Source organism: Pseudomonas sp. MYb541 (assembly GCF_037479595.1).
Taxonomy (GTDB): Bacteria; Pseudomonadota; Gammaproteobacteria; order Pseudomonadales; family Pseudomonadaceae; genus Aquipseudomonas; species Aquipseudomonas canadensis.
This window is the reverse complement of the sequence record NZ_JBBGYS010000002.1, coordinates 187,951-211,952: the sequence shown is the minus strand read 5'-3', so window position 1 is coordinate 211,952 and position 24,002 is coordinate 187,951. Positions and strand designations below refer to the sequence as shown.

The 24,002-nt window shown below is 60.9% G+C and carries 23 protein-coding genes; 7 read left to right on the top strand and 16 right to left on the bottom strand.

Annotated elements, in window-relative coordinates; all coding sequences use genetic code 11:
* Positions 1-19: 19 nt before the first annotated feature.
* On the bottom strand, positions 20-2,146 hold the full coding sequence (gene recQ / locus WH299_RS02360) for a DNA helicase RecQ (RefSeq protein WP_016976542.1): 2,127 nt from the start codon (positions 2,144-2,146) through the stop codon (positions 20-22).
* 275 nt (positions 2,147-2,421) lie between these two features.
* Between recQ and WH299_RS02355 the strand changes: the two genes are divergently transcribed.
* The 3 genes from WH299_RS02355 (at position 2,422) to WH299_RS02345 (ending at position 6,981) form a co-directional block, all read left to right on the top strand.
* A complete protein-coding gene (locus tag WH299_RS02355; protein WP_028617351.1) occupies positions 2,422-3,009 on the top strand; it encodes a UPF0149 family protein in 588 nt (195 codons plus the stop codon).
* Positions 3,010-3,029: 20 nt separating this feature from the next.
* A complete protein-coding gene (locus WH299_RS02350; protein ID WP_068937106.1) occupies positions 3,030-3,437 on the top strand; it encodes a YbaN family protein in 408 nt (135 codons plus the stop codon).
* Between the two features lie 73 nt (positions 3,438-3,510).
* On the top strand, positions 3,511-6,981 hold the full coding sequence (locus WH299_RS02345) for a hybrid sensor histidine kinase/response regulator (protein ID WP_123474471.1): 3,471 nt from the start codon (positions 3,511-3,513) through the stop codon (positions 6,979-6,981).
* Positions 6,982-7,017: 36 nt separating this feature from the next.
* Here the strand turns inward: WH299_RS02345 and rmuC are convergent, their stop codons facing one another.
* On the bottom strand, positions 7,018-8,382 hold the full coding sequence (gene rmuC, locus WH299_RS02340; RefSeq protein ID WP_339549521.1) for a DNA recombination protein RmuC: 1,365 nt from the start codon (positions 8,380-8,382) through the stop codon (positions 7,018-7,020).
* Between the two features lie 175 nt (positions 8,383-8,557).
* Complete coding sequence (locus WH299_RS02335) at positions 8,558-8,881, bottom strand: hypothetical protein (RefSeq protein ID WP_025855837.1); 324 nt, start codon at positions 8,879-8,881, stop codon at positions 8,558-8,560.
* A gap of 457 nt (positions 8,882-9,338) precedes the next feature.
* On the opposite strand from WH299_RS02335, the gene WH299_RS02330 reads away from it, so the two are divergent.
* The 4 genes from WH299_RS02330 (at position 9,339) to WH299_RS02315 (ending at position 12,513) form a co-directional block, all read left to right on the top strand.
* Positions 9,339-9,644: a hypothetical protein gene (locus tag WH299_RS02330; protein ID WP_028617356.1), complete on the top strand. Its 306-nt coding sequence runs from the start codon at positions 9,339-9,341 to the stop codon at positions 9,642-9,644.
* A gap of 443 nt (positions 9,645-10,087) precedes the next feature.
* Positions 10,088-10,312 carry a hypothetical protein gene (locus WH299_RS02325; protein WP_005790139.1) on the top strand — a complete coding sequence of 75 codons (225 nt, stop codon included), beginning with the start codon at positions 10,088-10,090 and terminating at the stop codon, positions 10,310-10,312.
* 282 nt (positions 10,313-10,594) lie between these two features.
* Positions 10,595-11,077 carry a hypothetical protein gene (locus WH299_RS02320; RefSeq protein WP_323624061.1) on the top strand — a complete coding sequence of 161 codons (483 nt, stop codon included), beginning with the start codon at positions 10,595-10,597 and terminating at the stop codon, positions 11,075-11,077.
* Between the two features lie 146 nt (positions 11,078-11,223).
* Positions 11,224-12,513 carry an OmpP1/FadL family transporter gene (locus WH299_RS02315; protein ID WP_028617358.1) on the top strand — a complete coding sequence of 430 codons (1,290 nt, stop codon included), beginning with the start codon at positions 11,224-11,226 and terminating at the stop codon, positions 12,511-12,513.
* A gap of 65 nt (positions 12,514-12,578) precedes the next feature.
* Here WH299_RS02315 and WH299_RS02310 read toward each other — a convergent pair whose 3' ends face one another.
* The 13 genes from WH299_RS02310 to cobO all read right to left on the bottom strand — a co-directional run bounded on the left by WH299_RS02310 (position 12,579) and on the right by cobO (position 23,928).
* Positions 12,579-13,130, bottom strand: a complete 552-nt coding sequence (locus WH299_RS02310) for a glutathione peroxidase (protein WP_122726701.1) — start codon at positions 13,128-13,130, stop codon at positions 12,579-12,581.
* 150 nt (positions 13,131-13,280) lie between these two features.
* The gene (locus tag WH299_RS02305) at positions 13,281-14,480 is read right to left on the bottom strand and encodes an MFS transporter (protein ID WP_178083546.1); all 1,200 of its coding nucleotides are present in this window, start codon (positions 14,478-14,480) and stop codon (positions 13,281-13,283) included.
* A gap of 63 nt (positions 14,481-14,543) precedes the next feature.
* Positions 14,544-14,948, bottom strand: a complete 405-nt coding sequence (locus tag WH299_RS02300; RefSeq protein WP_016976530.1) for a MarR family winged helix-turn-helix transcriptional regulator — start codon at positions 14,946-14,948, stop codon at positions 14,544-14,546.
* A gap of 42 nt (positions 14,949-14,990) precedes the next feature.
* The gene (locus WH299_RS02295) at positions 14,991-15,719 is read right to left on the bottom strand and encodes an adenosylcobinamide-GDP ribazoletransferase (RefSeq protein ID WP_028617361.1); all 729 of its coding nucleotides are present in this window, start codon (positions 15,717-15,719) and stop codon (positions 14,991-14,993) included.
* A 2-nt stretch (positions 15,720-15,721) separates the two neighbouring features.
* Positions 15,722-16,297, bottom strand: coding sequence for an alpha-ribazole phosphatase family protein (gene cobC, locus WH299_RS02290; RefSeq protein ID WP_339549513.1), 576 nt, complete (start codon positions 16,295-16,297; stop codon positions 15,722-15,724).
* The gene (gene cobT / locus WH299_RS02285) at positions 16,294-17,349 is read right to left on the bottom strand and encodes a nicotinate-nucleotide--dimethylbenzimidazole phosphoribosyltransferase (protein ID WP_122726693.1); all 1,056 of its coding nucleotides are present in this window, start codon (positions 17,347-17,349) and stop codon (positions 16,294-16,296) included. Before cobT ends, cobC begins: the two co-directional genes overlap by 4 nt.
* Entirely contained in the window at positions 17,346-17,867 is a 522-nt protein-coding gene (gene cobU, locus WH299_RS02280) for a bifunctional adenosylcobinamide kinase/adenosylcobinamide-phosphate guanylyltransferase (protein WP_122726691.1), read from the bottom strand. The genes cobT and cobU overlap by 4 nt, the downstream gene beginning before the upstream one ends.
* A 139-nt stretch (positions 17,868-18,006) precedes the next feature.
* Positions 18,007-19,458 (bottom strand): cobyric acid synthase, encoded by a 1,452-nt coding sequence (locus tag WH299_RS02275; protein ID WP_122726689.1) that lies wholly within the window; start codon positions 19,456-19,458, stop codon positions 18,007-18,009.
* The gene (cobD, locus tag WH299_RS02270; protein WP_339549512.1) at positions 19,455-20,444 is read right to left on the bottom strand and encodes a threonine-phosphate decarboxylase CobD; all 990 of its coding nucleotides are present in this window, start codon (positions 20,442-20,444) and stop codon (positions 19,455-19,457) included. The genes WH299_RS02275 and cobD overlap by 4 nt, the downstream gene beginning before the upstream one ends.
* The gene (cbiB, locus tag WH299_RS02265; RefSeq protein WP_016976523.1) at positions 20,437-21,345 is read right to left on the bottom strand and encodes an adenosylcobinamide-phosphate synthase CbiB; all 909 of its coding nucleotides are present in this window, start codon (positions 21,343-21,345) and stop codon (positions 20,437-20,439) included. The genes cobD and cbiB overlap by 8 nt, the downstream gene beginning before the upstream one ends.
* Complete coding sequence (gene bluB / locus WH299_RS02260; protein WP_339549511.1) at positions 21,342-21,992, bottom strand: 5,6-dimethylbenzimidazole synthase; 651 nt, start codon at positions 21,990-21,992, stop codon at positions 21,342-21,344. The genes cbiB and bluB overlap by 4 nt, the downstream gene beginning before the upstream one ends.
* Positions 21,989-23,320 (bottom strand): cobyrinate a,c-diamide synthase, encoded by a 1,332-nt coding sequence (locus WH299_RS02255; protein ID WP_339549509.1) that lies wholly within the window; start codon positions 23,318-23,320, stop codon positions 21,989-21,991. The genes bluB and WH299_RS02255 overlap by 4 nt, the downstream gene beginning before the upstream one ends.
* The gene (gene cobO / locus WH299_RS02250; protein ID WP_339549508.1) at positions 23,317-23,928 is read right to left on the bottom strand and encodes a cob(I)yrinic acid a,c-diamide adenosyltransferase; all 612 of its coding nucleotides are present in this window, start codon (positions 23,926-23,928) and stop codon (positions 23,317-23,319) included. Before cobO ends, WH299_RS02255 begins: the two co-directional genes overlap by 4 nt.
* Positions 23,929-24,002 lie beyond the last annotated feature (74 nt).

Here is a 24,002-nt window from a genome sequence, read left to right as displayed (position 1 = left end):
CATTGTCGTAATTGGCGCACTAAATCTCGAATTCAGACTGCAAAGCCGCCCGCACGCAGTACAAGACACCTTCAGGAACGCGCCCCGTAAACAGCGGTGCAATCTCCGCCACAGGTGGCAATTCGCCCTCTCCGTCCAGGAACGCATCCTGGATTTCGCCGAGCAGATCCTCTGGCAAATCAAGCGCCTGCTCCAACGACAACTGCTGCTTGCCGATGGATTCGGCAAGCAAGGTGTAGACGTTCTTCTCCGAGCATTGCAACTGGCCGGCGATCTGGATCGGGGTCATGCCAGCACGTGCCAGGCTGATCAGTTCGTGGCGAATATCGGCGACTTCCTTCGGTGCTTCGGCCTGGCCGCCGAGCACTTCGAGGAACGCCTGGCCATAGCGCTCCAGCTTGCGTGCACCGACGCCGCTGACCCTGGCCATTTCCGACATAGTCGTAGGTTGCTCGCGCAACATCTCCAACAGCGTCGAGTCGGGGAAAATAACGTACGGCGGCACGCTGTGTTCCTGGGCCAGTTTGCGGCGCAGGGTGCGCAGGGCTTCCCACTGTTCGCGTTCTTCGCCACGTACAAGCTGACTGGCCTGGCTGGTGCTGGTCTTGGCGGTAGTCTGCGGCTTGAGGTCGCGGCGCAGCTCCAGCGTCACTTCCCCCTTGAGCAGCGGACGACAACTGTCGTTCAAGCGGAGGCCGCCGTACCCTTCGATGTCGATATCCACCAGGCCGCGCGCCACCATCTGCCGGAACAGCGAGCGCCACTCGCCTTCGGCGCGGGCCTTGCCGACGCCGTAGACCGAGAGTTTTTCATGGCCGAAGCTGCGTACTTTCTCGTTGTCCTTGCCCAGCAACACATCCACCAAGTGACCGACGCCATAACGCTGGCCGGTGCGATAGATGGCAGACAAACCCTGGCGCGCCGGCTCGGTGGCGTCCCAGGTCTGCACGCCGTCGGTGCAGTTATCACAGTGGCCACAGGGTTCGGGCATGTCTTCGTCGAAATACGCCAGTAAGGTCTGGCGGCGGCAGCGAGTCTCTTCGCACAGCGAGAGCATGGCGTCGAGTTTGTGCTGCTCCAGGCGCTTGTGGCGCTCGTCGCCCTCGGAGTTCTGCAACATCTGCTTAAGCATCACCACGTCTTGCAGGCCGTAGACCATCCACGCATCCGCCGGCAAACCGTCACGGCCGGCACGCCCGGTTTCCTGGTAGTACGCCTCAAGGGATTTGGGCAGATCCATGTGCGCAACAAAGCGCACGTTGGATTTGTCGATGCCCATGCCGAACGCGATGGTGGCGACCATGATCAGGCCTTCCTCGTTGAGGAAGCGCTTCTGGTGAGCCGAACGCGTGTCGTTGGGCAGGCCGGCGTGATAGGGCAGCGCCGGGTAGCCTTGCTCGCAGAGAAACGCAGCCACTTCATCGACCTTCTTGCGCGACAGGCAATAGACGATGCCCGCATCGCTGCGTCGCTCGGAAAGGAACGCCAACAACTGTTTGCGCGGCTGCTCCTTGGGGACGATGCGGTAGAAAATGTTCGGTCGGTCGAAGCTCGACAGGAAGCGCTCGGCGTTCTGCAGGTGCAGGCGCTCGACGATTTCTTCGCGGGTACGCTTGTCGGCAGTGGCGGTCAGCGCAATACGCGGCACATCGGGAAACAGCTCCGCCAATTGGCCGAGCTGCAAATACTCGCGGCGGAAGTCATGACCCCATTGGGAGACGCAGTGGGCTTCATCGATGGCGAACAGGGCGATTTCCAGGCTCTGCAAAAACGCCAGCATGCGCGGCTGCACCAGACGCTCGGGGGCCAGGTACAGCATCTTCACTTCACCGCGCTTGATGCGAGCGGCCAGGTCACGCTGCTGTTCGGCACTGAGGGTGGAGTTCAACGATGCAGCGGCGACACCCAGCTCTTCCAGGGTTGCCACCTGGTCGTCCATCAATGCAATCAAAGGCGACACCACCACGGCCAGGCCATTGCGCAACAGCGCCGGCACCTGGAAGCACAACGATTTACCGCCGCCGGTAGGCATCAGTACCAGTGCGTCACCGCCACTGGCCACGCGCTCAATGATCGCACCCTGGCGGCCACGAAAACTGTCGTAGCCGAAGATGTCCTTGAGGACGCGTTGTGCCTGCTCGAGCATGTAAAACTCCAAAATAGTGCCGAAATCCCTCTGTACAGGCTGGCCGAAAAAAACCGCTTTCACGGGAAATAATCCGTAAGCGAAGTTTTCGCGCACTGGGCTTGGCCTGCAAGGGCATCACAAAACGCGGCAGTATACCCGAGCGTTACCCGCCAAAGGGCGCCACTGACGAATAGCGGGCGCTATCTAAAACCTGGCAAATATGCAGTGCGGCTGGCCTGTGCGCTCAAGAAAGCCTAGAATTCAGCATCGTTTATTCCCAAGGTAGCCCTTCAATGTCCTTCGCTGAGCAACTAACCCGCCTGCAAGCCTTCCTCGACGCCGATGAGCTGCATGACGAGGCGCTGGACTACGTGGCCGCCCACGGCTACCTGACCGCCCTGTCGATCTGCTCCGACGTCGTCCCCGACCGTGAATGGATCGATGCACTGTTCGCCGAAGAGCCGCACTACGCCGATGCTGCCCAACGCGAAGAAATCGAATCCACCCTGCTGGCCCTCAAGGCCCACATCGGTCGTCAACTGGCCTCCGACGAGGAGTTCGAGCTGCCATGCGAACTGGACCTGGGCGAAGAACCGGATGACTCCGACCTGCGCGGCTGGTGCATCGGCTTCATGGAAGGCGTGTTCCTGCGCGAAGCCGCCTGGTTTGAAACCGCCGAGGAAGAAGTCAGCGAAATGCTGCTGCCGATCATGGTCGGTTCGGGCCTGTTCGACGACCAGCCTGAGTTCGCCGACATTGCTGCCGACGCCAACCTGATGGACGACATGATCGTTCAGATCCCGGAAGCCCTGACCGCGCTGTACCTGCTGTGCAACGCACCTGACGAAAAACCGGCGATCCTCAAGCCACGTCACCACTGAGTCGCTTGCCCGTGACACCCATGGGCAATCGCTCTCTGCTCCTGCGCTACCTGCTCCTGGCCATCGGCTGGCTCAGTGTAGCGTTGGGGGTGATCGGCATTTTCCTACCGGTATTGCCGACTACGCCCTTCCTGCTGCTCGCCGCCGCCTGCTTCGCTCGAAGCTCCCCGCGTTTCTACCATTGGCTGGTGCAACACCCGCGCTTGGGGCCGTGGATCCGTGACTACCTGGATGGCAATGGCATTCCCCTCAAAGGCAAGGTCTACGCCATCGGTTTGATGTGGCTGAGCATTGGCGTGTCCTGCTACCTGGTGCCACTGCCGTGGGCGCGCGGGTTCATGCTGACCAGCGCGGTACTGGTGACGGTCTATATCCTGCGCCAAAAGACCCTGCGGCATAAGAACCCACACGACCTTGGTCGACACTGACTAACCCCAGGCATTCTGCGAGACTGTCCAACCGGGCCTGGAATGCCTGGGTGTTCTTATGTGCGGAGTTACCATGACGTTGTCCAGCGGGCTGATCGCCGCCGTTGCCCTGGCCTATATGGCCATTATGTTTGCCATCGCCTTCTACGGTGACCGCCGCCGCGCGCCATTGCCGCCGCGCATGCGCGCCTGGGTGTACAGCCTGTCGCTGGCTGTTTACTGCACCAGTTGGACATTCTTCGGCGCTGTAGGCCAGGCTGCCGAGCAGCTGTGGGCATTTTTACCGATCTACCTGGGACCGGTACTGTTGCTGGTGCTGGCCCCTTGGGTGCTGCAGAAGATGATTCTGATCAGCAAGCAGGAAAACATCACCTCCATTGCTGACTTTATTGCCGCGCGCTACGGCAAGTCCCAATCCTTGGCCGTGGTGGTTGCACTGATCTGCCTGGTCGGTGTACTGCCCTATATCGCCCTGCAACTCAAAGGCATCGTGCTGGGGGTCAACCTGCTGATCGGCGCCGGGGCCGACACCACAGGCACCCGCGCCCAGGACACCGCGCTGATCGTGTCGCTAGTGCTGGCGCTGTTCACCATTGTGTTTGGTACGCGCAACCTCGATGCCACGGAACACCACCGTGGCATGGTGCTGGCGATTGCCTTTGAATCGCTGGTCAAGCTGTTTGCATTTCTCGCGGTCGGCGCGTTTGTGACCTACGGCCTGTACGACGGTTTCGGCGACCTGTTCAGCCAGGCCATGCTCGCGCCACGGCTGGAGGAATACTGGAAAGAGACCGTCAACTGGCCCTCAATGGTGGTGCAGACCGGCGTGGCCATGATGGCGATCATCTGCCTGCCCCGGCAATTCCACGTCACGGTGGTGGAGAACATCGACCCCCAGGACCTGCGCCTGGCTAAGTGGGTGTTTCCCGCCTATCTGATTCTTGCCGCACTGTTTGTAGTACCGATCGCCTTGGGCGGCAAGATGCTGCTGCCCAGCTCGGTACTGCCGGACTCCTACGTGATCAGCCTGCCGATGGCCGAAGCTCATCCCGCGCTGGCCGTGCTGGCATTTATCGGTGGCGCATCAGCCGCCACCGGCATGGTCATCGTGGCGAGCATCGCCTTGTCGACCATGGTGTCCAACGACATGCTGCTGCCCTGGCTGCTGCGTCGTTCCAGCGCCGAGCGGCCGTTCGAAGTGTTCCGCCACTGGATGCTGTCGGTACGCCGCGTGAGCATCGTGATCATTCTGTTGCTGGCCTACGTCAGCTATCGCTTGCTGGGCTCCACCGCGAGCCTGGCGACCATCGGCCAGATCGCCTTTGCCGCCGTGACCCAACTGGCTCCGGCCATGCTCGGTGCGCTGTATTGGAAACAGGCCAACCGACGCGGGGTGTTCGCCGGGCTGGCAGCCGGTACTTTCCTGTGGTTCTACACCTTGGTCCTACCGGTGACGGCGAAAAGCCTGGGCTGGTCCCTCAGCCTTTTCCCTGGGCTGACGTGGATGCATTCCCACCCGCTGGGCCTGTCCGTCACGTCGTTGACCTTGGGCACCGTGTTCTCCCTGGCGGGTAACTTCACGCTGTTTGTGTGGGTGTCGATGCTGTCGCGCACGCGGGTTTCCGAGCACTGGCAAGCCGGACGTTTCATCGGTCAGGAAATCAGCCAACGCGCCAGCGCTCGCTCGATGTTGTCCGTGCAAATCAGCGACTTGCTCAGCCTGGCGGCGCGCTTTGTCGGTGAAGAGCGCGCCCAGCAAAGCTTTATCCGCTTCGCCTATCGCCAAGGCAAAGGCTTCAACCCTAACCAGAATGCCGACAATGATTGGATCGCCCACACCGAGCGGCTATTGGCTGGCGTGCTGGGGGCATCTTCGACACGTGCGGTCGTAAAAGCTGCTATCGAAGGGCGGGAAATGCAGCTGGAAGACGTAGTCCGCATCGCCGACGAAGCGTCGGAAGTGCTGCAATTCAACCGCGCGCTGCTACAAGGCGCCATCGAGAACATCACTCAGGGCATCAGCGTAGTCGACCAGTCCCTCAAACTGGTGGCCTGGAACCGGCGTTATCTGGAGCTGTTCAATTACCCGGACGGACTGATCAGCGTCGGCCGGCCGATCGCCGACATCATCCGCTACAATGCCGAACGCGGGCTGTGCGGACCGGGCGAGGCCGAAGTGCATGTGGCGCGACGCCTGCATTGGATGCGCCAAGGCCGTGCGCACACCTCCGAGCGCTTGTTCCCCAATGGTCGGGTGATCGAGCTGATCGGCAACCCGATGCCCGGCGGCGGTTTTGTTATGAGTTTCACCGACATTACCGCGTTCCGCGAAGCCGAGCAGGCGCTCACCGAGGCCAACGAAGGTTTGGAACAAAGGGTGACCGAGCGTACCCATGAACTGTCGCAACTCAATGTGGCGCTCACCGATGCCAAGGGCGTGGCCGAGTCCGCCAGCCAGTCGAAGACGCGTTTCCTGGCGGCCGTCAGCCATGACCTGATGCAACCCTTGAATGCCGCACGGCTGTTTTCCGCTGCCCTCTCCCACCAGAACGACGGACTGTCCAGCGAAGCCCGGCAGTTGGTGCAGCACCTGGACAGCTCACTGCGCTCTGCCGAAGACCTGATCAGCGACCTGCTGGATATCTCACGCCTGGAAAACGGCAAGATCAATCCGCAGCGCCAGCCGTTTGTACTCAACGAACTGTTCGACACCTTGGGCGCAGAATTTAAAGCGCTGGCCCAAGAGCAAGGCTTGCGTTTCCGCCTGCGCGGCAGTCGCTTGCGCGTCGACAGCGACATCAAATTGCTGCGGCGCATCCTGCAGAATTTTCTCACCAACGCTTTCCGTTATGCCGACGGCCCGGTGCTGCTTGGCGTACGCCGACGCAAGGGCGAGCTGTGCCTGGAAGTGTGGGACCGTGGCCCCGGTATCCCGCTGGATAAACAGAAGGTGATCTTCGAAGAATTCAAGCGCCTGGACAGCCACCAGACCCGCGCAGAGAAAGGCCTAGGGCTGGGCCTGGCAATCGCCGACGGCTTGTGTCGCGTGCTCGGCCATCGGTTGAGCGTGCGTTCATGGCCAGGCAAAGGCAGCGTGTTCAGCGTGCGCGTGCCGTTGGCGCGCAACCAGGCCAGCCCGCAGGTCAAGACGCCACAGGAAACCGGACTGCCGTTGAGCGGTGCACAGGTGCTGTGTGTGGACAATGAAGAGAGCATCCTGATCGGCATGCGCAGCCTGTTGACGCGCTGGGGCTGTGAAGTGTGGACCGCCACCGACCAGGCGCAATGCGCGGCGTTGCTCGCCGACGGTGTGCGCCCGCAACTGGCACTGGTGGACTACCACCTGGACCATGGCGAAACCGGCACTGAGCTGATGGGCTGGTTGCGCGCACAATTGGCCGAGCCGATTCCCGGCGTGGTGATCAGCGCCGACGGCCGACCGGAAATGGTGGCCGAAGTGCATGCGGCGGGGTTGGATTACCTGGCCAAGCCAGTCAAGCCGGCGGCATTGCGCGCGTTGCTGAGTCGACATTTACCGCTGTAAATGGTTTGTACCCGCTCCCACATTTTTGGTCTGTGTTTATTCAGGTAGATGGGCCACACCGTCTGAATCAGTCATCGCGCGCTCCAACAAATCGGCCGGCAGGCTCTTACTGGCCCGAGCACCGAGCAGCTTCAATTGCTCGACCCGGCTGACCAGATTTCCACGTCCATCTGTCAGCTTGTTCCGCGCCGCGCTGTAAGCCTTATCCAACTGCTGCAAGCGGTTGCCCACTTCGTCCAGGTCCTGGATGAACAGTACGAACTTGTCGTACAGCCACCCGGCGCGTTCGGCGATTTCCCGGGCGTTCTGGCTCTGACGTTCGTGCTTCCACAAGCTGTCGATCACGCGCAGGGTCGCGAGCAAGGTGGTCGGGCTGACGATCACGATGTGGCGGTCAAACGCTTCCTGGAACAGGTTGGGCTCGGCCTGCAATGCAGCAGAAAACGCCGCCTCGATGGGCACGAACAGCAACACGAAATCCAGGCTGTGCAAGCCTTCGAGGCGTTTGTAATCCTTACCGGCCAAGCCTTTGACATGGTTCCGCAGCGATAGCACATGCTGCTTCAGGGCCGCCTGGCCGATAACTTCATCCTCCGCCGCCACGTACTGTTGATACGCAGTGAGACTGACCTTGGAGTCCACCACCACCTGCTTGTCGCCGGGCAACATGATCAATACATCGGGCTGGAACCGCTCGCCATCCGGGCCTTTGAGGCTGACCTGGGTCTGGTATTCACGGCCCTTCTCCAGGCCTGCATGCTCCAGCACCCGTTCAAGGATCAGCTCTCCCCAGTTACCTTGGGTTTTCTGGCCCTTGAGCGCGCGGGTCAGGTTGGTCGCCTCGTCCGACAGACGCAGGTTGAGTTGCTGTAGGCGCTCCAGCTCTTTAGCCAGGGAAAAACGCTCGCGCGCCTCGTTCTGATAGCTTTCTTCCACGCGTTTTTCGAAGGACTGGATGCGCTCCTTCAGCGGGTCGAGCAATTGGCCCAGGCGTTCCTGGCTGGTTTCGGCGAAGCGCTGTTCGCGCTCATCGAAGATCTTGCCGGCCAGCTCGGCGAATTGCGCACGCAGCTCATCGCGCGAGCCTTGCAGGTCGGTGAGGCGTTGTTGATGGCTGTCCTGCTGTTCACGCAATTCGGCGCGCAAGGCGGCCGACAATGCATCGAGGCGACGCAGCTCGGTTTCCTTGGCGCTACGATCAAGGTTCCAGGCGTGGGCAGCATCGCGGGCGTTGTCACGATCGATTTGCAGCAACTCGACCTCGCGGCGTACTGCTGCGAGATCGGCTTGCTTGGCGGCGTTGGCTTGGCTCAAGTCGCTGATTTCATCGCGGCTGGCATCCAGCTGTGCGGCCAAGCCTTCCTGGGCCAGCTGTGCAGTGGCCAAACGCTCCTCGAGCAACTCCCAGCCAGTCATGCGTGCGGTCAAACGTCGCTGGAGCTGCCAGCACACGGCCAATAAAGGCACGGCAGCGCCAGCCAGGCCCAGGGCAATACTGGTCCAGTCAAAAACCATAGACATGTCTGCCATCACCGAAAAAAAACAAGGTTAGCGGAGCACAGGGCCTGAGGACAGCTCAGTCTTCGACCTGGCCCAATTCGCGCTGGGCGCGGCGGTCACCGGCGCGGGCGGCCAGGCGTAGCAGGTCGTGGCCGATGCGGCGGTCGCGGGCATTCCCGCATTCGCGGCACATCAGTTGGCCCAGGCGGCTCTGTGCAGCGACCACACCTTCCCGGGCTGGCTGCTTGAGCAAACGCCCGGCGAAATGCTTGACGTTGGTGTTGTGGCCCAGGCGAGGACTGTCGAGCAACCACAAGGCAACTTTCAAGGAGAAGCGCTTGGGGGCGGTAACAGTTTGAGGAGTGTCGGTAACAGAAGGTGATACTGAGCGAAACTTCATAAAGCACTGTGGGACAGAACGGAAGGCGCGCCACTCTACTCTTTTTTTCGCACAGGTAAAGCTGAAAAAACTCTGCACGCCCGTTCTAGAGCAAGCGCTCGGGACAATCCACAGAAGCTGTGGATAACTCAGTGGACAACCCTCCTTTAACTCCCGCAAAGCCCCATGGAATGGGGGCCGCAGTCAAACTGACGATTTTTTCACCAATAAAAAAAAGCCAGATTTTTCATTGACTTAAATTTTCATTGCAGGCAAATGGCGGCCTCGCATTGCAGTTGACAGTGCGGTTACACACGCCGCAACCAATGTGCACAAGTACCCATCCGATGGTTATATCACCGGCTTTTTTTGAAGCCACTCGCTACAAAAATGTTACCGCAGGGACAAATCGGGGACTTTTCAAATCTTTCTCGGCTCGCCACACTCCCCGACCTACAACGCAACAATGGGTGGGTTGATGAAAGGGATTCTGTTATTCGCCGTATTGCTGCTGGCCATCTGCGCCGTTTCCTTGGGGATCAATGCAGCACTGCCGTCACCGGATGGGGCGCTGTTCGCCATTGCGATCCTGCTGTCGGCGGCGTTCACTGCCGTGAGCCTGTGCATCGAACTGGGCGAAGGCCGGATAAACGACATGGGCGACGTGATGAAAGTGGTCGAGACTGGCCAATCCCTACGTCTGACCCTCGCCGCCTATGGGCTGGGCTGTTCACTGGCGGCAGCGACTACGGTGCTGGTCTATCGGGGCCTGCTGGGCGGCTGATGGAAATTTTTTGACTGACATACTTCCCTTACCTGCTTCAATCCGTTACTATCCGCGGCGTTAGTACCAAGCTGAAAGTCAATTCTGGTCGAACAACTCCCTTGTCCAACACGGGATCGACCACCTCGATGGTTTCCAGGTATCACTTGCGACGACACTGCCTTTGAACAAGCAAAGGGTGGCGCGAAGTTTCCATACTCTGACCGAACCAACCTGCAAATTGATCAGGATCTTCACCCCGGGCCCAGAACCTTTGCCCCTGTTGTGTTGCCTGCCCTCCTAAGTACCTACCTGCCAGCCCAAGCGCGCCTAACTTATCAGCGCTTCAAACTGGCTGCTTTGTTCCAGTCGGTTTCTTCGTTCGATCAATCGTGGTCAACGTCGCTGGAACGTTTTAATACGGCACGGTTCTTATCTGTGTCATTTGTAGGAACACCAATAATATGAACGCTCAAATCCATACTCAGGATGCCATTCGCACCCTCACCAACGCTTTTGCTCCAATGAACTGCCTGATCATGGCCGCTCGCAAAGGCTGCTTCAGCTTCACCCTGGTCAACGAACACGGCATCGCTCGTCACAGCGAACGCCTGTACCCCGATCAATACTCCAGCGCAGAACCGCTGCAGGCCGTGATCGAGCGTACCCGTCAGGCACTGACTGCCTGATCGACCTGAGTCGCTGAAACACAAAAACCCTGTTTAAAAAGCAGGGTTTTTTATTGCCCGGAATTTGCTAATCGAGCTTTTGCACTAAGTTCAAATAGATATAAACGTTATAACTAAATGAAGAAGATGTTTTAAAAACAGTCCTTTACATCATAAATATGACACTACACTTCAACTCAAGCGGCATGATCCGCTTCCGGCGAGCCTGAGATCCGATCCACTGCTGCCAAGCCCCCACACCTTCTCAGGCTTCGTCGACCACTTTCACGGATTGAGGCTTGTATGGGTATCGCTGCCAGCGAATTGTGTCGTTATGTGATCCGGCCGACCTTGATGTACCTGGGCCGCCATAACCCAACGGCCGAGTCCCTGCTGCTGGGCATTGCCGCCAGCCAGTCGGAACTCGGTTCAGCGTTGCACGACCGCCGTGGGCATGGCCTGTACAGCATCACCGAACCGCGCCACCGCGCCTTGTGGGATGACTACCTGGCGCTGGACCCCGAGCGCGCCAGCCTGGTACGTGGGCTCGCGAGCCAGCACGCCTTCCTCAGCGCGCCGCAACTGGAACTCACCGTCAACCTGCGTTACGCCACAGCCATCGCCTGGCTTTTGGTCGAACAACACACCCCCGCGCTGCCTCCGCCCGGTGATGTGCTGGCAATGGCACGTATCTGGAAAGAAATTTTTCACCCACAAGGACGGCTGCGCGATTTCACTCAAGCCTGGCAAACCTGTGTTTCGCCCATGAATCACGTGGTTTGCTGACCGGGCAATTTGCAAGATTCGTCAAAAACCCGGGAATTTGGTCGGATTGTCCTACAAAACCGCTCTATCTCCTACATTACAGCCTATAGCGCGATCTTAAAATTATTGTTACTTTCCGCAGCGGTGATCACCACGGAGTTCTAATAATGAAAAAAGTAATGCTCAAGACCACACTTAGCCTCGCCGTTGCCATGGCCTCTTCCCACGTATTCGCAAGTGGCTTTGCCCTTAACGAACAAGACGTCGCAGGAATGGGAACGGGTTTCGCAGGCCGCTCTTCTTCTGCCGAAAATGCAAGTACCGTTTATGGTAACCCTGCCGGTATGGCTCGCCTTGAAGGCCAGCAAGTCACTGGCGGTGTTGCAGCGATTGATGCCTCAAGCAACATCAAGGATGTCAGCGGCCGCTCCACAGGCACGAACAAAGGCGATATGGTGCCTTTCACTGCCGTTCCTTTCGGTTTCTACACCAATAAACTTAACGAACAATGGGCTGTAGGTTTCGGCGTCTATGCTCCGTTTGGTCTCGTGACAGACTACGAAAGTGGCTTCCAAGGCAAAGCTTTTGGCAGCAAAAGCGAAGTGACGGTCATCACCTTCCAGCCTACGGTGAGCTACGCCTTCAACGATCGGGTTTCCATTGGTTTTGGCCCGACCATCAACCGTATCGCTGGTACGCTTGAGTCCGATATCAACCTGCCAATCGCTGGTACCGGCTCCAACAACATCAAGATCAAGGGAGATGACACCGCCGTCGGCTTCAATGCCGGCCTGCTGGTTCAAGCCACTGATACAACTCGCGTGGGCCTGACCTACCACTCGAAGGTGAAGTACAAGCTCGAAGGCCATACTGAAGTGACCAAAGGCACCAACGTTCCGGCTGCGCTGCTGAACAATGGCCGCTACGACGCGTCGCTGAAGATCGACACGCCTGAATCCTGGGACTTCTCGGTTACTCAAGACATGAGCGACGCGTGGAAACTCTACGCCGGCGCTACTTGGACCCGTTGGAGCCGCTTGAAAGACATTACCGTCAACAACGAAGGTGTATCGGCCGCAGCCGGTAGCGGTGTTTTGGCTCCGCAAATTGTCGGCACCATCAAAGAAGACCAGAACTGGCACGACACTTGGGCCTATGCCTTGGGTACCTCGTATCGTGTCACCAAGCAAGTGGTGCTGCGTACCGGCCTGACCTTCGACCAGTCGCCTACCAACAACAAAGACCGTTCGCCGCGTATCCCAACCGGTGACCGGACTATCTTCAGTCTCGGCCTTGGTTACGATGTAATGCCGAATATGACCGTTGACCTGGCTTACTCCTACCTCAAGGAAGAACCAGTCAAGGTCGCTCGCGCTAACGCATTGGGCCAGTCCTACAATGCTAAGTACGAAAACAGCGCCAACGGTTTTGGCCTGGGCGTAACGTACAAGTTCTGACCTGACACCCTATAAAAAAGCCCCGCTCTCCTGCAAAGGAGGCGGGGCTTTTTAATGGCAGACGATCAAGGCTTGGACGCTATCGCCTCCTCCACTGCCTTGATCATGTCCGGACTGTCCGGCTTGGTGAGGCTGGAAAAGTTGGCAATCACCTTGCCCTGCCGATCCACCACGTACTTGTAGAAATTCCACTTCGGCGGCGCGTCGGTCTGCTGCGCCAACACCTTGAATAGATGCACCGCATCCGGCCCCTTGACCTTCTGTGGCTCGGTCATGGTGAAGGTCACGCCGTAATTCACGTAGCAGACCTTGGCGGTTTCTTCGCCGGTCTTGGCTTCCTGCTTGAAGTCATCCGATGGCACGCCGATCACTTCCAGCCCTTCGCCCTTGTAGCGTTGATACAACGCTTCGAGACTTTTGAACTGTGGGGCGAATCCGCAAAAGCTAGCGGTGTTGACGATGACCAGGGGCTTGCCGGCAAAGCGCTGGCACAGATCGATGGATTCCTTGGCGCGCAGCTTGGGCAATTGGCCTTCCAGCAGCGGCGGGCAACTGGCAGCCAGCGCAGCACTGCCAATAGCCATCAGGACGGGTACAGCAAGCCACCGCATCTGCATGTCGTGTGTCCTTGAAAGTAGTCAAACCACGAACTTAACAGATCGACATACCCAGTTGCATCAACGCCAGCCCGCCGTTTTGCCAGCCCCACCAAGCCAGCAACATCAAAACCAACACCACGGCGAGTATCAACCCGCGTATCGCTATGCTCATGCCGCCTCCATCTGCGCCTGCAATCGCGCCACTGGCCGCTCGCGTACCGGCCAATTCAGGGCCGCGGCAAGCAGGCTCAGCAGGATCGCGACCTGCCAGATCAAATCGTAGTTGCCGGTTCGATCATAGACCACCCCGCCCAGCCAGCCACCCAGGAACGAACCGAGTTGGTGGAACAGGAACACGATCCCACCGAGCATGGAGAGGTTTCGTACGCCGAACAATGTGGCGACAGTGCCGTTGGTCAGCGGAACGGTAGACAGCCACAGGAAGCCCATCGCCATGCCAAACAGATAGGCGGTAACTTCAGTGACCGGCGCCCACAGGAACAGCACGATCACCACCGCACGCAGCAGGTACAAACCGGTCAACAAGCGCGGCTTGGACATGCGCCCACCGAGCCAGCCGGCGGTGTAGGTGCCGAAAATATTGAATAGACCAATCAGCGCCAACACCGTGGTACCGACGGTGGCCGGCAAGTGCTGATCCACCAGGTAGGCCGGCAAATGCACGCCGATAAACACCACCTGGAAACCGCAGACAAAAAAGCCGAAGGCCAACAGCCAGAAACCGGAATGGGAACAGGCTTCCTTCAAGGCTTCGCGCAAGGTTTGCTGACCCGCCACCACCGGTAATGGTCGGTCCTTGAGCATGCTCACCAGAGGCAGGATCAGCGCCACCATCAGGCCCAGTGCCAGCAGTGCCGCAGACCAACCCAACCAGCTGATCAAGCCCAAGGTGCCCGGCACCATGGCGAACTGACCGAACGAACCGGCAGCACTCGCGATGCCCATCGCCATGCTGCGTTTTTCCGGCGCCACAGCCCGGCCGACCACACCCAGAATCACCGAGAACGAGGTGCCGGACAGGCCGATACCAATCAGCAAGCCGGCACTTAAGGACAACGACCACGCCGAATCGGACATGCCCATCAACACCAGGCCCGCCGCGTACAGGACGCCGCCGACGAACACCGCTTTAGTCGCGCCAAAGCGGTCAGCCAGGGCGCCGGTGAACGGTTGCGCCAGGCCCCAGATCAGATTCTGCAAGGCGATGGCAAAGGCGAAGGTCTCACGGCCCCAGCCGAATTCGCTGCTCATCGGTGCCAGGAACAGGCCGAAACCGTGCCGCACGCCCAACGACAACGCCAGGATCAGCGCACTCCCTACAAGAATCCATCCACTGGTGCGCCACATCGAGGTCATTTCTTATTCTCCGCTCGCGGGTATATACCCGCTTGTATTCGAACAAATCCGCGCTCAGGCGAGTTCATCCAGCAAGGCCAACAAGGTTTCGCGTTTTTCCGCGCCGAGTTGATCGATCAATTTCTGCTGCGCCGCCTCCCAGGCGGGTAATGCCGCGGCCAGTCGTGCGACACCGTCCTCGGTCAACATCACCAGGCGGTTGCGCAGGTCATCGCCTTCCACCAACCGCACCAGGCCCTCGCCTTCCAGCACCCGCAGGTTGCGCCCCAAGGTGCTGCGATCCAGGCCCATGGCTTCCGCCAGGCTGGAAATGCTCGGCTGATCGAGGCGCTGCAAGTTACACAGCAAAGAATACTGGGCGACGTTGATCCCGAAGCCATCCAGGGCGCCGTCGTAATGCCTGCTGACGCCACGGGCGGCACGTCGCAGGTTGGTACATAAACATTGGGAGGCAAGCATGGAAGGTGTATATACCCGCGATTAAGGAAATGCAAGAAAGTGTTACAGCGCCAGGCCGACCAGAACCGCGACTTCCAGCAGCTCCAGCAAGGCGCCTGCGGTATCGCCCGTGGTACCACCCAGCCGATTGACCATTAGTTGGCGCAGCCCCAGGAAGCAGATCACAGCGAGCAGTACAGCCATCCCGCCACTGAAGCCGCCGATGAGGATGCAGGCCAAACCACTGAGGATCAGTACCTGTTGGCCGACAATTCTCGGTAAATGATCCGACAATGCCTGGCCCAATCCACCGGCACGCACATAACGCGTGGTGAGAAACAGTGCCAGCATCGAGGCGCGGCCGATCAGCGGCGCCAGGATCAGCGCCGCGCCGTTGTGTTGCTCAATCAAGGCTACCAACGCGGTGAACTTGAGCAGCAGCACCAACCCGAGGGTGACTACGGCAATCGGCCCGCTACGTGGGTCCTTCATGATTGTCAGCGTACGCTCGCGGTCGCCAAAACCGCCGAGCCAGGCATCGGCACTGTCCGCCAATCCGTCCAGGTGCAGGCCACCACTGAGCAACACCCAGGCCGCCAGCAGCAATGCGGCATGCAGCAACAACGGCGCGCCCATCAATACCGAATTCAAGCCCCACAACAGCACACCGAACAACACACCCACGACCGGATAAAACAGCAGTGAACGCCCCAATTCCTGAGGCTGCGGCATACCCGGCAAGCGAATCGGCAAACTGCTGAGAAACTGCAGGGCGATCCAGAAGGGCAACATGTCTAATCCCCTTCCTTCAGGGCGCCGTCAGCGGCGACGTACAGACTGAACAACCCGCCATGGCCCACTTCGACGTTCAGCAATTGCTCCCTCGGCAAACCACGTGCTTGCGCCAGTAGCAGACGCATGACACCGCCATGACTGATCAACAACACACGCTCACCGGCATAGGCCTGATGCAAGCGTGCGACAGCGCCCAGGACCCGGTCGGAAAAAGCGCTGACCGGCTCCCCCTCCGGTGGCGTAAAGCGGTAGGGATCAGCCCAGAACAACCCAAGCCCTTCGGCGTCGGTCTCCATCAAGGCCGCCGCGCTCTGCCCTTCCCAGGCACCGAAGTGCAACTCTTGCAGATCCTTTTCCAGGATCACCGGCAGCTTCAGTTGAGCCCCCAACTCCTCGGCAAACCGCGCGCAGCGTTGCAGCGGCGAGCTGACCAGTCGGTCCCACGGCCCCTGTTCCATCACAGCCGCGCGCATCTGCGCCCAGCCGTTGGCGGTGAGTGCATCGTCTAGACTGCCGCGCAGGCCGCCGCCCAGCTCGGTTTCGCCGTGACGCAGCAGGTCCAGGCGCAAGGTCATGCCGGGCGGTCTGCCACGGCGGCTTCGGCGAATGTCGCCATCTGCCCGTGCAATGCACACGCCAGACGCACCAACGGAACCGCCAACGCCGCGCCACTGCCTTCGCCCAAGCGCAGGCCCAGTTCCAGCAGCGGCTGCGCGTCGAGGCTTTGCAACACATGGCGATGACCCGGCTCGGCGCCGCGATGGCCAAACAGCAGCCATTCACGGCATGCCGGGTTCAAGCGTGTCGCGACCAGCGCCGCAACGGTGCAGATAAAGCCATCCACCAGCACCACGATGCCGTCCTGGGCGCAGGCCAGGTATGCGCCCACCAGCGCGGCAATTTCAAAGCCGCCCAGATTGAACAGCGTCTGCAACGCATCACCACGCTGACCGGCGTGCAGCGCCAGGGCTCGCTCGATCACGGCCACCTTGTGGCTGACGCCTTGGGCATTCAAGCCCGTACCGGGCCCCGTGAGATCACTGACCTGACAATCGAGCAAGGCACACGCCAGCGCACTAGCGGCGGTGGTGTTGCCGATGCCCATCTCACCACCGATAAACAGCTGCGCCCCGCTCGCCAATGCACGTCGCACACTGTCGCGGCCGGCTTGCAGAGCGAGCTGCCCCTGAGCCTCGGTCATCGCCGGACCGTTGACGAAATTGGCGGTGCCCGCGCCGATATTCAGGTGACGCACACCGGGCAGCTCCAGGGACGGCGTGACCGTGCCGAGGTCGACCACTTCCAACTGTGCATCCAACTGCCGCGCCAACACACTGATGGCCGCACCACCGCTGACAAAGTTGAGCAGCATCTGCCCGGTGACTTCCTGAGGAAACGCCGACACGCCTTCCGCGACCACGCCGTGGTCACCGGCGAAGATGGCAATCCACACGTGATCCACCAAAGGTTTAACCTGGCCCTGCAAGCCCGCCAATTGCACCGCCAGCGCCTCCAGCTGGCCGAGGGAGCCGGCCGGCTTGGTCAATTGCTGCTGGCGCGCCAGAGCGTGTTCATACGCTTGCACGTCGATCGCCTTACAAGGGTTGAGCCACCAGGTGTCAGTCATAACGCAGTACCTTTCAACGTCAGGGGCAGGCCGGCAACCGTCAGGACAACACGCTGACAGCGCTCGGCCAAGGCTTGATGCAGCCAACCGGCTTCATCCACATAGCGGCGAGTCAATTCGCCCAGCGGCACGACACCCAGACCGGTCTCGTTGCTGACAAAAATGATTTCACCCGGCAGCGTGGCCAGGGTTTCCAGCAATTGATCGCGTTCGGACGCCAGTCGGTTAGAGTCTTCAAGCATCAGCAGATTGGTGAGCCACAGGGTCAGGCAATCCACTAGCAGGCATTGCCCGACAGCCGCGTTTTCGCGTAGTACGCGAGCCAGTTCGACGGGCTCTTCGATCAGACCCCAATGGTCAGGGCGACGCTGGCGATGCAGCGCGACGCGCTGATTCATCTCACCATCCAGCGGTTGGCTGGTGGCGATGTAAGTGACGGGCAACCCACTGTCGCTGGCGAGCTTTTCGGCGAGGCGGCTTTTGCCGGAACGGGCGCCACCGAGGATCAGTTGGAGCATAGCGTCACACCTTTATTTACAACGCGGTCAAATGTGGGAGCTGGCTTGCCTGCGATGCAGTCACCTCGGTGCATCAGGGATACCCGGTTGATGCCATCGCAGGCAAGCCAGCTCCCACAGGGGGATCGTGTGCACACCCTTAAATCCCGCACAATTTGCGTAACAGCTCGGTGTCCAGGTGGTTTTCCACCAAGTCGGCCAAGCGCTCGATATCGCGCTCGCGCAAGGCGTGGTAGTCGACCTCCTGCACATCCTGCAAACCCGCCCAGCGCAGCAAGGCGCTACACGCCGCCGGGCTTTCAAACAAACCATGCAGGTAGGTCCCAAGAATTTGCCCATCGGCACTTTGTGCGCCATCACAGCGACCGTCTTCCAGGACCACAGCAGCATTCGACAACGCATCCCCCGTCGTCACACCCGCATGAATCTCATAACCGCTGACCTCGGCATCCTCCAGCACCAAACGCCCACGCACATTACGCAACTGCTTCTCTTCTTCGAGCGTGGTGCTGAACGCCAGCAAACCCAGGCCATCGCTGGATCCGGCAGCCCCTTCCAGGCCCAGCGGGTCATGCACCTGCTCGCCGAGCATCTGTAGGCCACCGCAAATACCCAGCACCTTGCCGCCATAGCGCAAGTGCCGCGCCACGGCGGTGTCCCAGCCGTTGGCGCGCAGATAGGCCAAGTCGCTGCGCACACTTTTCGAGCCGGGGAGGATGATCAGGTCGGCAGCCGGGATCGGCTGGCCAGGCCCAATAAATTGCAGATCCACTTGGGGATGCAGGCGCAGCGGGTCGAAATCCGTGTGGTTGCTGATGCGCGGCAGCACGGGCACCACCACCTTGAGTACCTGAGCCGCCTTGTCGATCTGGCGCTGATCAATACCGTCTTCGGCTTCCAGGTGCAGGTCCATCACGTAGGGCAACACGCCCACCACCGGCTTGCCGGTGCGCGCTTCCAGCCAGTCCAGGCCGGGCTGCAGCAGCGCGATGTCACCGCGAAAACGGTTGATGATGAAACCTTTGACCCGCGCCTGCTCCGTGGGCGACAGCAGTTCCAGGGTGCCGACCAGATGGGCAAACACCCCGCCGCGATTGATATCGGCGATCAGCAACACCGGGCAATCCACCGCCTCGGCGAAGCCCATGTTGGCGATGTCATTGGCGCGCAGGTTGATCTCCGCCGGGGAGCCCGCGCCTTCCACCATCACCACCGAGTAAGCCTGGCTCAAGCGTGCGTGGGAGGCCAGCACCGCCTGCATCGCGATGGCCTTGTAGTCGTGATAGGCCACCGCGTTCATGGTGGTGACGGCGCGACCATGGATGATCACTTGGGAGCCGGTGTCGCTGTTGGGCTTGAGCAACACCGGATTCATGTCGGTGTGCGGCGCCAGGTGGGCGGCCTGGGCCTGCACGGCCTGGGCGCGGCCGATTTCGCCGCCTTCGGCGGTCACGGCGCTGTTGAGCGCCATGTTCTGCGGCTTGAACGGCGCCACCGCTACGCCCTGGCGCACCAGCCAGCGGCACAGCGCCGTCACCAAGGTACTTTTGCCGGCGTCGGAGGTGGTGCCTTGCACCATCAGCGTACTCATGCGGCGTCCTTATAGGCGACCAGGGCTTGGTCCAGGCGCAACCAGTCGGCCTCGGTGTCGGGCAGGCCAAAGCGCAGACTGCTGTCGTGGACAAACAGCCGGAGCAAGATGCCGCGCTGGGCCATGAATTCATGCATGCGTTCGGCGTGGGGCGTGATCAGCCATTGAAACAACGCGCAGCCGCCCTGGGGTTGGAAGCCGTGGCGGTCGAGCAAGGCAAACAGACGCTGGCCCGCCTCGATGCAACGCGTGCGCTGGCGCACATGTCCGGCCGTATCGCGCAAGCACACCTGGCCCAATACCCGCGTCGGTCCGCTGACCGCCCAGGGGCCGACCTGCTCGGCCAGCAACTTGAGCAGCTTGCGCTCGGCCAACACAAAGCCCAGCCGCACCCCGGCCAGGCCGAAAAACTTACCGAATGAGCGCAACACGATCAGGCCAACCTGATGGGCCTGGGCCGCCAGGCTCAGTTGAGGGGTGACGTCCATGAACGCTTCGTCCACCACCAGCCAACCGCCGCGCTGGGCCAGCCGCGAATGCCAGTCCAACAAGCGTTGCGGGGTAAGGCTCAGGCCGGTGGGATTGTTGGGGTTGACCACCACCAGCACGTCGAGGCCATCGAGAAAGAAGTCGACTTCCTGCTCCTGCACTTCGCGCACCACATAGCCGGCGCGGCGCCAGGCTTCGGCGTGTTCCGCGTAGCACGGTGACAGCACGCCGACTTTGCCGGCGCGGCGCAGGCGAGGCAGAAACTGGATCGCGGCCTGGGAACCGGGCACTGGCAACAGGTGCGCAGCGCCGTAGTATTCGCTGGCAGCCTGCTCCAGGCCATCGTCGGTTTCCGGCAGGCGCGCCCAGGCCCGCAGCGGGATCTCGGGGATCGGCCAGGGCCAGGGCGCGAGGCCGCTGGACAGATCAAGCCAATCGGCCTCGGCTATTCCGTATTGAATCGCCGCCTTGCGCAACCGGCCACCGTGCTCAAGCATAGAATTGCGCCCCCGCGCATAGGATCAGCAGCCACAACCATACGCCGCGCTGCACCAGTTGCCAGCCCCGCTCGATGGAATCGGCATCCGCCGCCGGGCCCTCGCCCAATTGCGGACGCTGATGCACTTCACCGTGATAGATCGCGGCACCGCCCAACTCCACGCCCAGGGCACCAGCACCCGCCGCCATGACCGGACCAGCGTTAGGGCTGTCCCAGGTCGGGCCTTGGGTGCGCCAGCATTTGAGCGCCAGGCGCGTCTTGCCCAGTACGGCGTAGGTCAAGGCCACCAGGCGTGCGGGAATGTAGTTCAGCACGTCGTCGATCTTGGCCGCAGCCCAACCGAAGCGTTCGAAGCGTTCGTTGCGATAGCCCCACATCGCATCGAGGGTGTTGCTCAGGCGGTAAAGCACCACACCCGGCACGCCCGCGACGACAAACCAGAAAATCGCAGCAAACACGGCATCGCTGCCGTTTTCCAGCACTGACTCGGTGGCGGCGCGGGCAACTTCAGTGCTGTCCAGTTCACTGGTCTGACGGCTCACCAAGTAGCTGACGCGTTTGCGCGCTTCCTCGAGGTCATCACTGCGCAAGGCCTGGGCCACCGGGATCACATGCTCGCCGAGGCTGCGCATGCCGAGGGCGCAATACAGCGCCAGGATCTCCAATACCCAGCCGATGTAAGGTGCCCACGATAAAGCCGTCGCCAGCAGGGTCAGCGGCACCACGGCGATAAACCATGCAGTCACTCCATGGCTGCGCCAGCCGCGGCCACCGGTATTGAAACGTTGCTCGATGCGCCCGGCGAAATTGCCGAACGCCACCAGCGGATGCCAGCGCCTGGGTTCGCCCAGCAGCGCATCCAGCGCGACTGCAGCGACACACAGCAAAGCCACACTCATTGACTCACTCCCCACCCATTCTCATACACCATGTCACTCAGCGGCCGAGGCTCGGTCCAGCCTTCGAGTTGCAACATCGGTGCCGGGTAGAACTCGGCCACCGGCCCCAGGCACAGCACGGCCAACGGTTTCGCGCCGGGCGGCAACCCCAGCAGATCGGCCAGGGCCTGGGGTTCGAACAGCGAGACCCAGCCCATGCCCAGCCCTTCTACTCGGGCCGCCAGCCATAGATTCTGGATAGCACAGGACAATGACGCCATGTCCATTTCCGGCAAGGTGCGCCGGCCAAAGATGTGGCGTTCGCGATCATCCATCAACGCCGCCACCAGCACTTCGGCGCAGTCGTGGATGCCTTCGACCTTGAGCTTCATGAACTCATCCGAGCGCTCACCCAGGGCTTCGGCGGTACGTACGCGTTCTTCTTCCACCAACTGTTGAATCTGCCCACGCAGCTGGCGATCGCTGATGCGGATAAAACGCCAGGGCTGCATCAGGCCGACGCTGGGTGCCAGGTGGGCGGCCTGGAGCAGGCGATGAAGCAATTCGGGGGCGACGGTGCCGCCGCTGAAGTGGCGCATGTCACGACGTTCGGCGATGGCGCGGTAAACAGCCTGGCGGTCGGCCTCGGGAAAGGCGTTGTCGGTCATGGCCTCATCGCCGGCAAGCCGGCTCCTACAAGATCGGGCGCGAACAATGCGGCCACCGCGTGGGGATTCGAGGGGAAATAGAAATGTACGTAGGACGCCGTCATCCGCCCCTGGCGATAAACCGCCTCGGCACCGCGCCCGCCATTGGGGCTCAGGCCACGGGCAATCGGCTGCCATTCGGTGGTGGTCAGCGAGTGGTGATAGGTATGGCCGCGCAGCGTGCCTTCGGGCAACTCGACATTTTGCAGCGCCAAGGCCGCGAGTTTCTTCTGCATCACCGCATCGCCTTGCAGCAAACCCACCAGTTCGGCGCGAGTGCCGTCGACATCGGTCAGCGAGTCCAGCAGGTAGAGCATGCCGCCGCATTCGGCGAGCAGCGGTTTACCGGCGGCATGATGAGCGCGGATGGCATCGAGCATCGGGGTATTTTGCGACAGCGCCTGGTGGTGCAGTTCCGGGTAACCACCGGGCAGGTAGAGGCTGTCGGCGTCAGGCAATTGGCGATCGTGGATCGGCGAGAAAAACTTCAGCTCGGCGCCCATTGCCCGCAACAGGTCAAGGCTGGCGCCATAGGTGAACGCGAAGGCTTCGTCGCGGGCCACGGCGATGCGCACGCCATTAAGCAGTGGCGCAGCGTCGATCACTTCAGGCGCGGCAAAAGTGACCGGCGGCGGCAAGGCGACTTCGCAACTGCTGCCCAGCGCTTGGGCGGCGGCATCGAGACGTACATCGAGGTCATTCAGCTCGCTCGCCTGCACCAGACCCAAGTGACGGCTAGGCAGTTCGATACCGGTCTCGCGAGACAACGCGCCGTACCAGCGCAGGCCTTCGGTGAGGCTGCCTTCGAGCAATTGCGCATGGCGCAGGGTGCCAACGCGGTTGGCCAGCACGCCGGCGAACGGCAAATCTGGCTGATAACGCGCCAGGCCCAGGGCCAACGCGCCAAAGGTCTGGGCCATGGCGGTGCCGTCAATCACGCCCAAGACAGGCACGCCGAAGTGTCGCGCCAGGTCGGCGCTGGACGGCGTGCCGTCAAACAGGCCCATCACGCCTTCGATCAGGATCAGGTCCGCCTCCCCCGCCGCTTCCCACAGCAAACGGCGACTTTCCTGCTCGCCCACCATCCACATGTCCAGTTGATACACCGGCGCACCGCTGGCGCGTTCGTGGATCATCGGGTCAAGGAAATCCGGGCCGCATTTGAACACGCGCACCTTGCGCCCCAGGTTGCGGTGCAAACGGGCCAGCGCGGCGGTGACAGTGGTTTTGCCCTGGCCGGACGCCGGTGCGGCGATCAAGACGGCCGGGCAATGACGGGGCTGATTCAAAGTTCGACGCCCTTCTGTGCCTTGATACCGGCCTGGAATGCGTGCTTGAGCATGCCCATTTCGGTGACGGTGTCGCCCATTTCGATCAGCTCAGGCTTGGCGCCACGGCCGGTGAGCACCACGTGTTGCATCGGCGGGCGGGCTTGCAGGTCGCTGAGTACCTGGTCCAGGTCGAGATAGCCGTGCTTGAGGGCGATGTTCAGCTCATCAAGTACGACAAGACCAATAGAAGGGTCCTGCAGCAGCTCGCGGGAAACCGCCCAGGCGGCTTCGGCCGCGGCAATGTCGCGCTGGCGGTCCTGGGTTTCCCAGGTAAAGCCTTCGCCCATGACGTGAAAGCGCACTTGCTCGGGGAAACGGCGGAAGAACAACTCTTCACCCGTACTGTTGCGCCCCTTGATGAACTGCACCACGCCGCACTGCATGCCGTGGCCCATGGCCCGGGCCAGCATGCCGAACGCGGAGCTGCTCTTGCCTTTGCCGTTGCCGGTCAACACCAGCAGCAGGCCGCACTCGTTCGGGGAATTGGCGATGCGTTCATCGATCACGGCTTTTTTGCGCAGCATGCGCGCCAGGTGGCGTTCGTCGCGGTCGGGGGAATCGGTCATGGCAGCTCTCCGTTGGGGCTGGACAAAAACGGCGGGCAGGAAAAAGAAAAAACAGACAGCCAAGCATCGCCCAC

What these genes read in the sequence shown, in the direction of transcription:
- cobT (WP_122726693.1), bottom strand. Translation starts at nt 17,349, where the DNA reads ATGACTGACACCTGGTGGCTCAACCCTTGTAAGGCGATCGACGTGCAA.
- WH299_RS02295 (WP_028617361.1), bottom strand. Translation starts at nt 15,719, where the DNA reads ATGTTGCCCTTCTGGATCGCCCTGCAGTTTCTCAGCAGTTTGCCGATT.
- cobD (WP_339549512.1), bottom strand. Translation starts at nt 20,444, where the DNA reads ATGCTTGAGCACGGTGGCCGGTTGCGCAAGGCGGCGATTCAATACGGA.
- WH299_RS02300 (WP_016976530.1), bottom strand. Translation starts at nt 14,948, where the DNA reads ATGCTTGCCTCCCAATGTTTATGTACCAACCTGCGACGTGCCGCCCGT.
- cobU (WP_122726691.1), bottom strand. Translation starts at nt 17,867, where the DNA reads ATGCTCCAACTGATCCTCGGTGGCGCCCGTTCCGGCAAAAGCCGCCTC.
- WH299_RS02355 (WP_028617351.1), top strand. Translation starts at nt 2,422, where the DNA reads ATGTCCTTCGCTGAGCAACTAACCCGCCTGCAAGCCTTCCTCGACGCC.
- WH299_RS02305 (WP_178083546.1), bottom strand. Translation starts at nt 14,480, where the DNA reads ATGTGGCGCACCAGTGGATGGATTCTTGTAGGGAGTGCGCTGATCCTG.
- WH299_RS02275 (WP_122726689.1), bottom strand. Translation starts at nt 19,458, where the DNA reads ATGAGTACGCTGATGGTGCAAGGCACCACCTCCGACGCCGGCAAAAGT.
- cobO (WP_339549508.1), bottom strand. Translation starts at nt 23,928, where the DNA reads ATGACCGATTCCCCCGACCGCGACGAACGCCACCTGGCGCGCATGCTG.
- WH299_RS02335 (WP_025855837.1), bottom strand. Translation starts at nt 8,881, where the DNA reads ATGAAGTTTCGCTCAGTATCACCTTCTGTTACCGACACTCCTCAAACT.
- recQ (WP_016976542.1), bottom strand. Translation starts at nt 2,146, where the DNA reads ATGCTCGAGCAGGCACAACGCGTCCTCAAGGACATCTTCGGCTACGAC.
- WH299_RS02330 (WP_028617356.1), top strand. Translation starts at nt 9,339, where the DNA reads ATGAAAGGGATTCTGTTATTCGCCGTATTGCTGCTGGCCATCTGCGCC.
- WH299_RS02310 (WP_122726701.1), bottom strand. Translation starts at nt 13,130, where the DNA reads ATGCAGATGCGGTGGCTTGCTGTACCCGTCCTGATGGCTATTGGCAGT.
- cobC (WP_339549513.1), bottom strand. Translation starts at nt 16,297, where the DNA reads ATGACCTTGCGCCTGGACCTGCTGCGTCACGGCGAAACCGAGCTGGGC.
- WH299_RS02350 (WP_068937106.1), top strand. Translation starts at nt 3,030, where the DNA reads ATGGGCAATCGCTCTCTGCTCCTGCGCTACCTGCTCCTGGCCATCGGC.
- bluB (WP_339549511.1), bottom strand. Translation starts at nt 21,992, where the DNA reads ATGACCGACAACGCCTTTCCCGAGGCCGACCGCCAGGCTGTTTACCGC.
- WH299_RS02315 (WP_028617358.1), top strand. Translation starts at nt 11,224, where the DNA reads ATGAAAAAAGTAATGCTCAAGACCACACTTAGCCTCGCCGTTGCCATG.
- WH299_RS02345 (WP_123474471.1), top strand. Translation starts at nt 3,511, where the DNA reads ATGACGTTGTCCAGCGGGCTGATCGCCGCCGTTGCCCTGGCCTATATG.
- cbiB (WP_016976523.1), bottom strand. Translation starts at nt 21,345, where the DNA reads ATGAGTGTGGCTTTGCTGTGTGTCGCTGCAGTCGCGCTGGATGCGCTG.
- WH299_RS02325 (WP_005790139.1), top strand. Translation starts at nt 10,088, where the DNA reads ATGAACGCTCAAATCCATACTCAGGATGCCATTCGCACCCTCACCAAC.
- WH299_RS02320 (WP_323624061.1), top strand. Translation starts at nt 10,595, where the DNA reads ATGGGTATCGCTGCCAGCGAATTGTGTCGTTATGTGATCCGGCCGACC.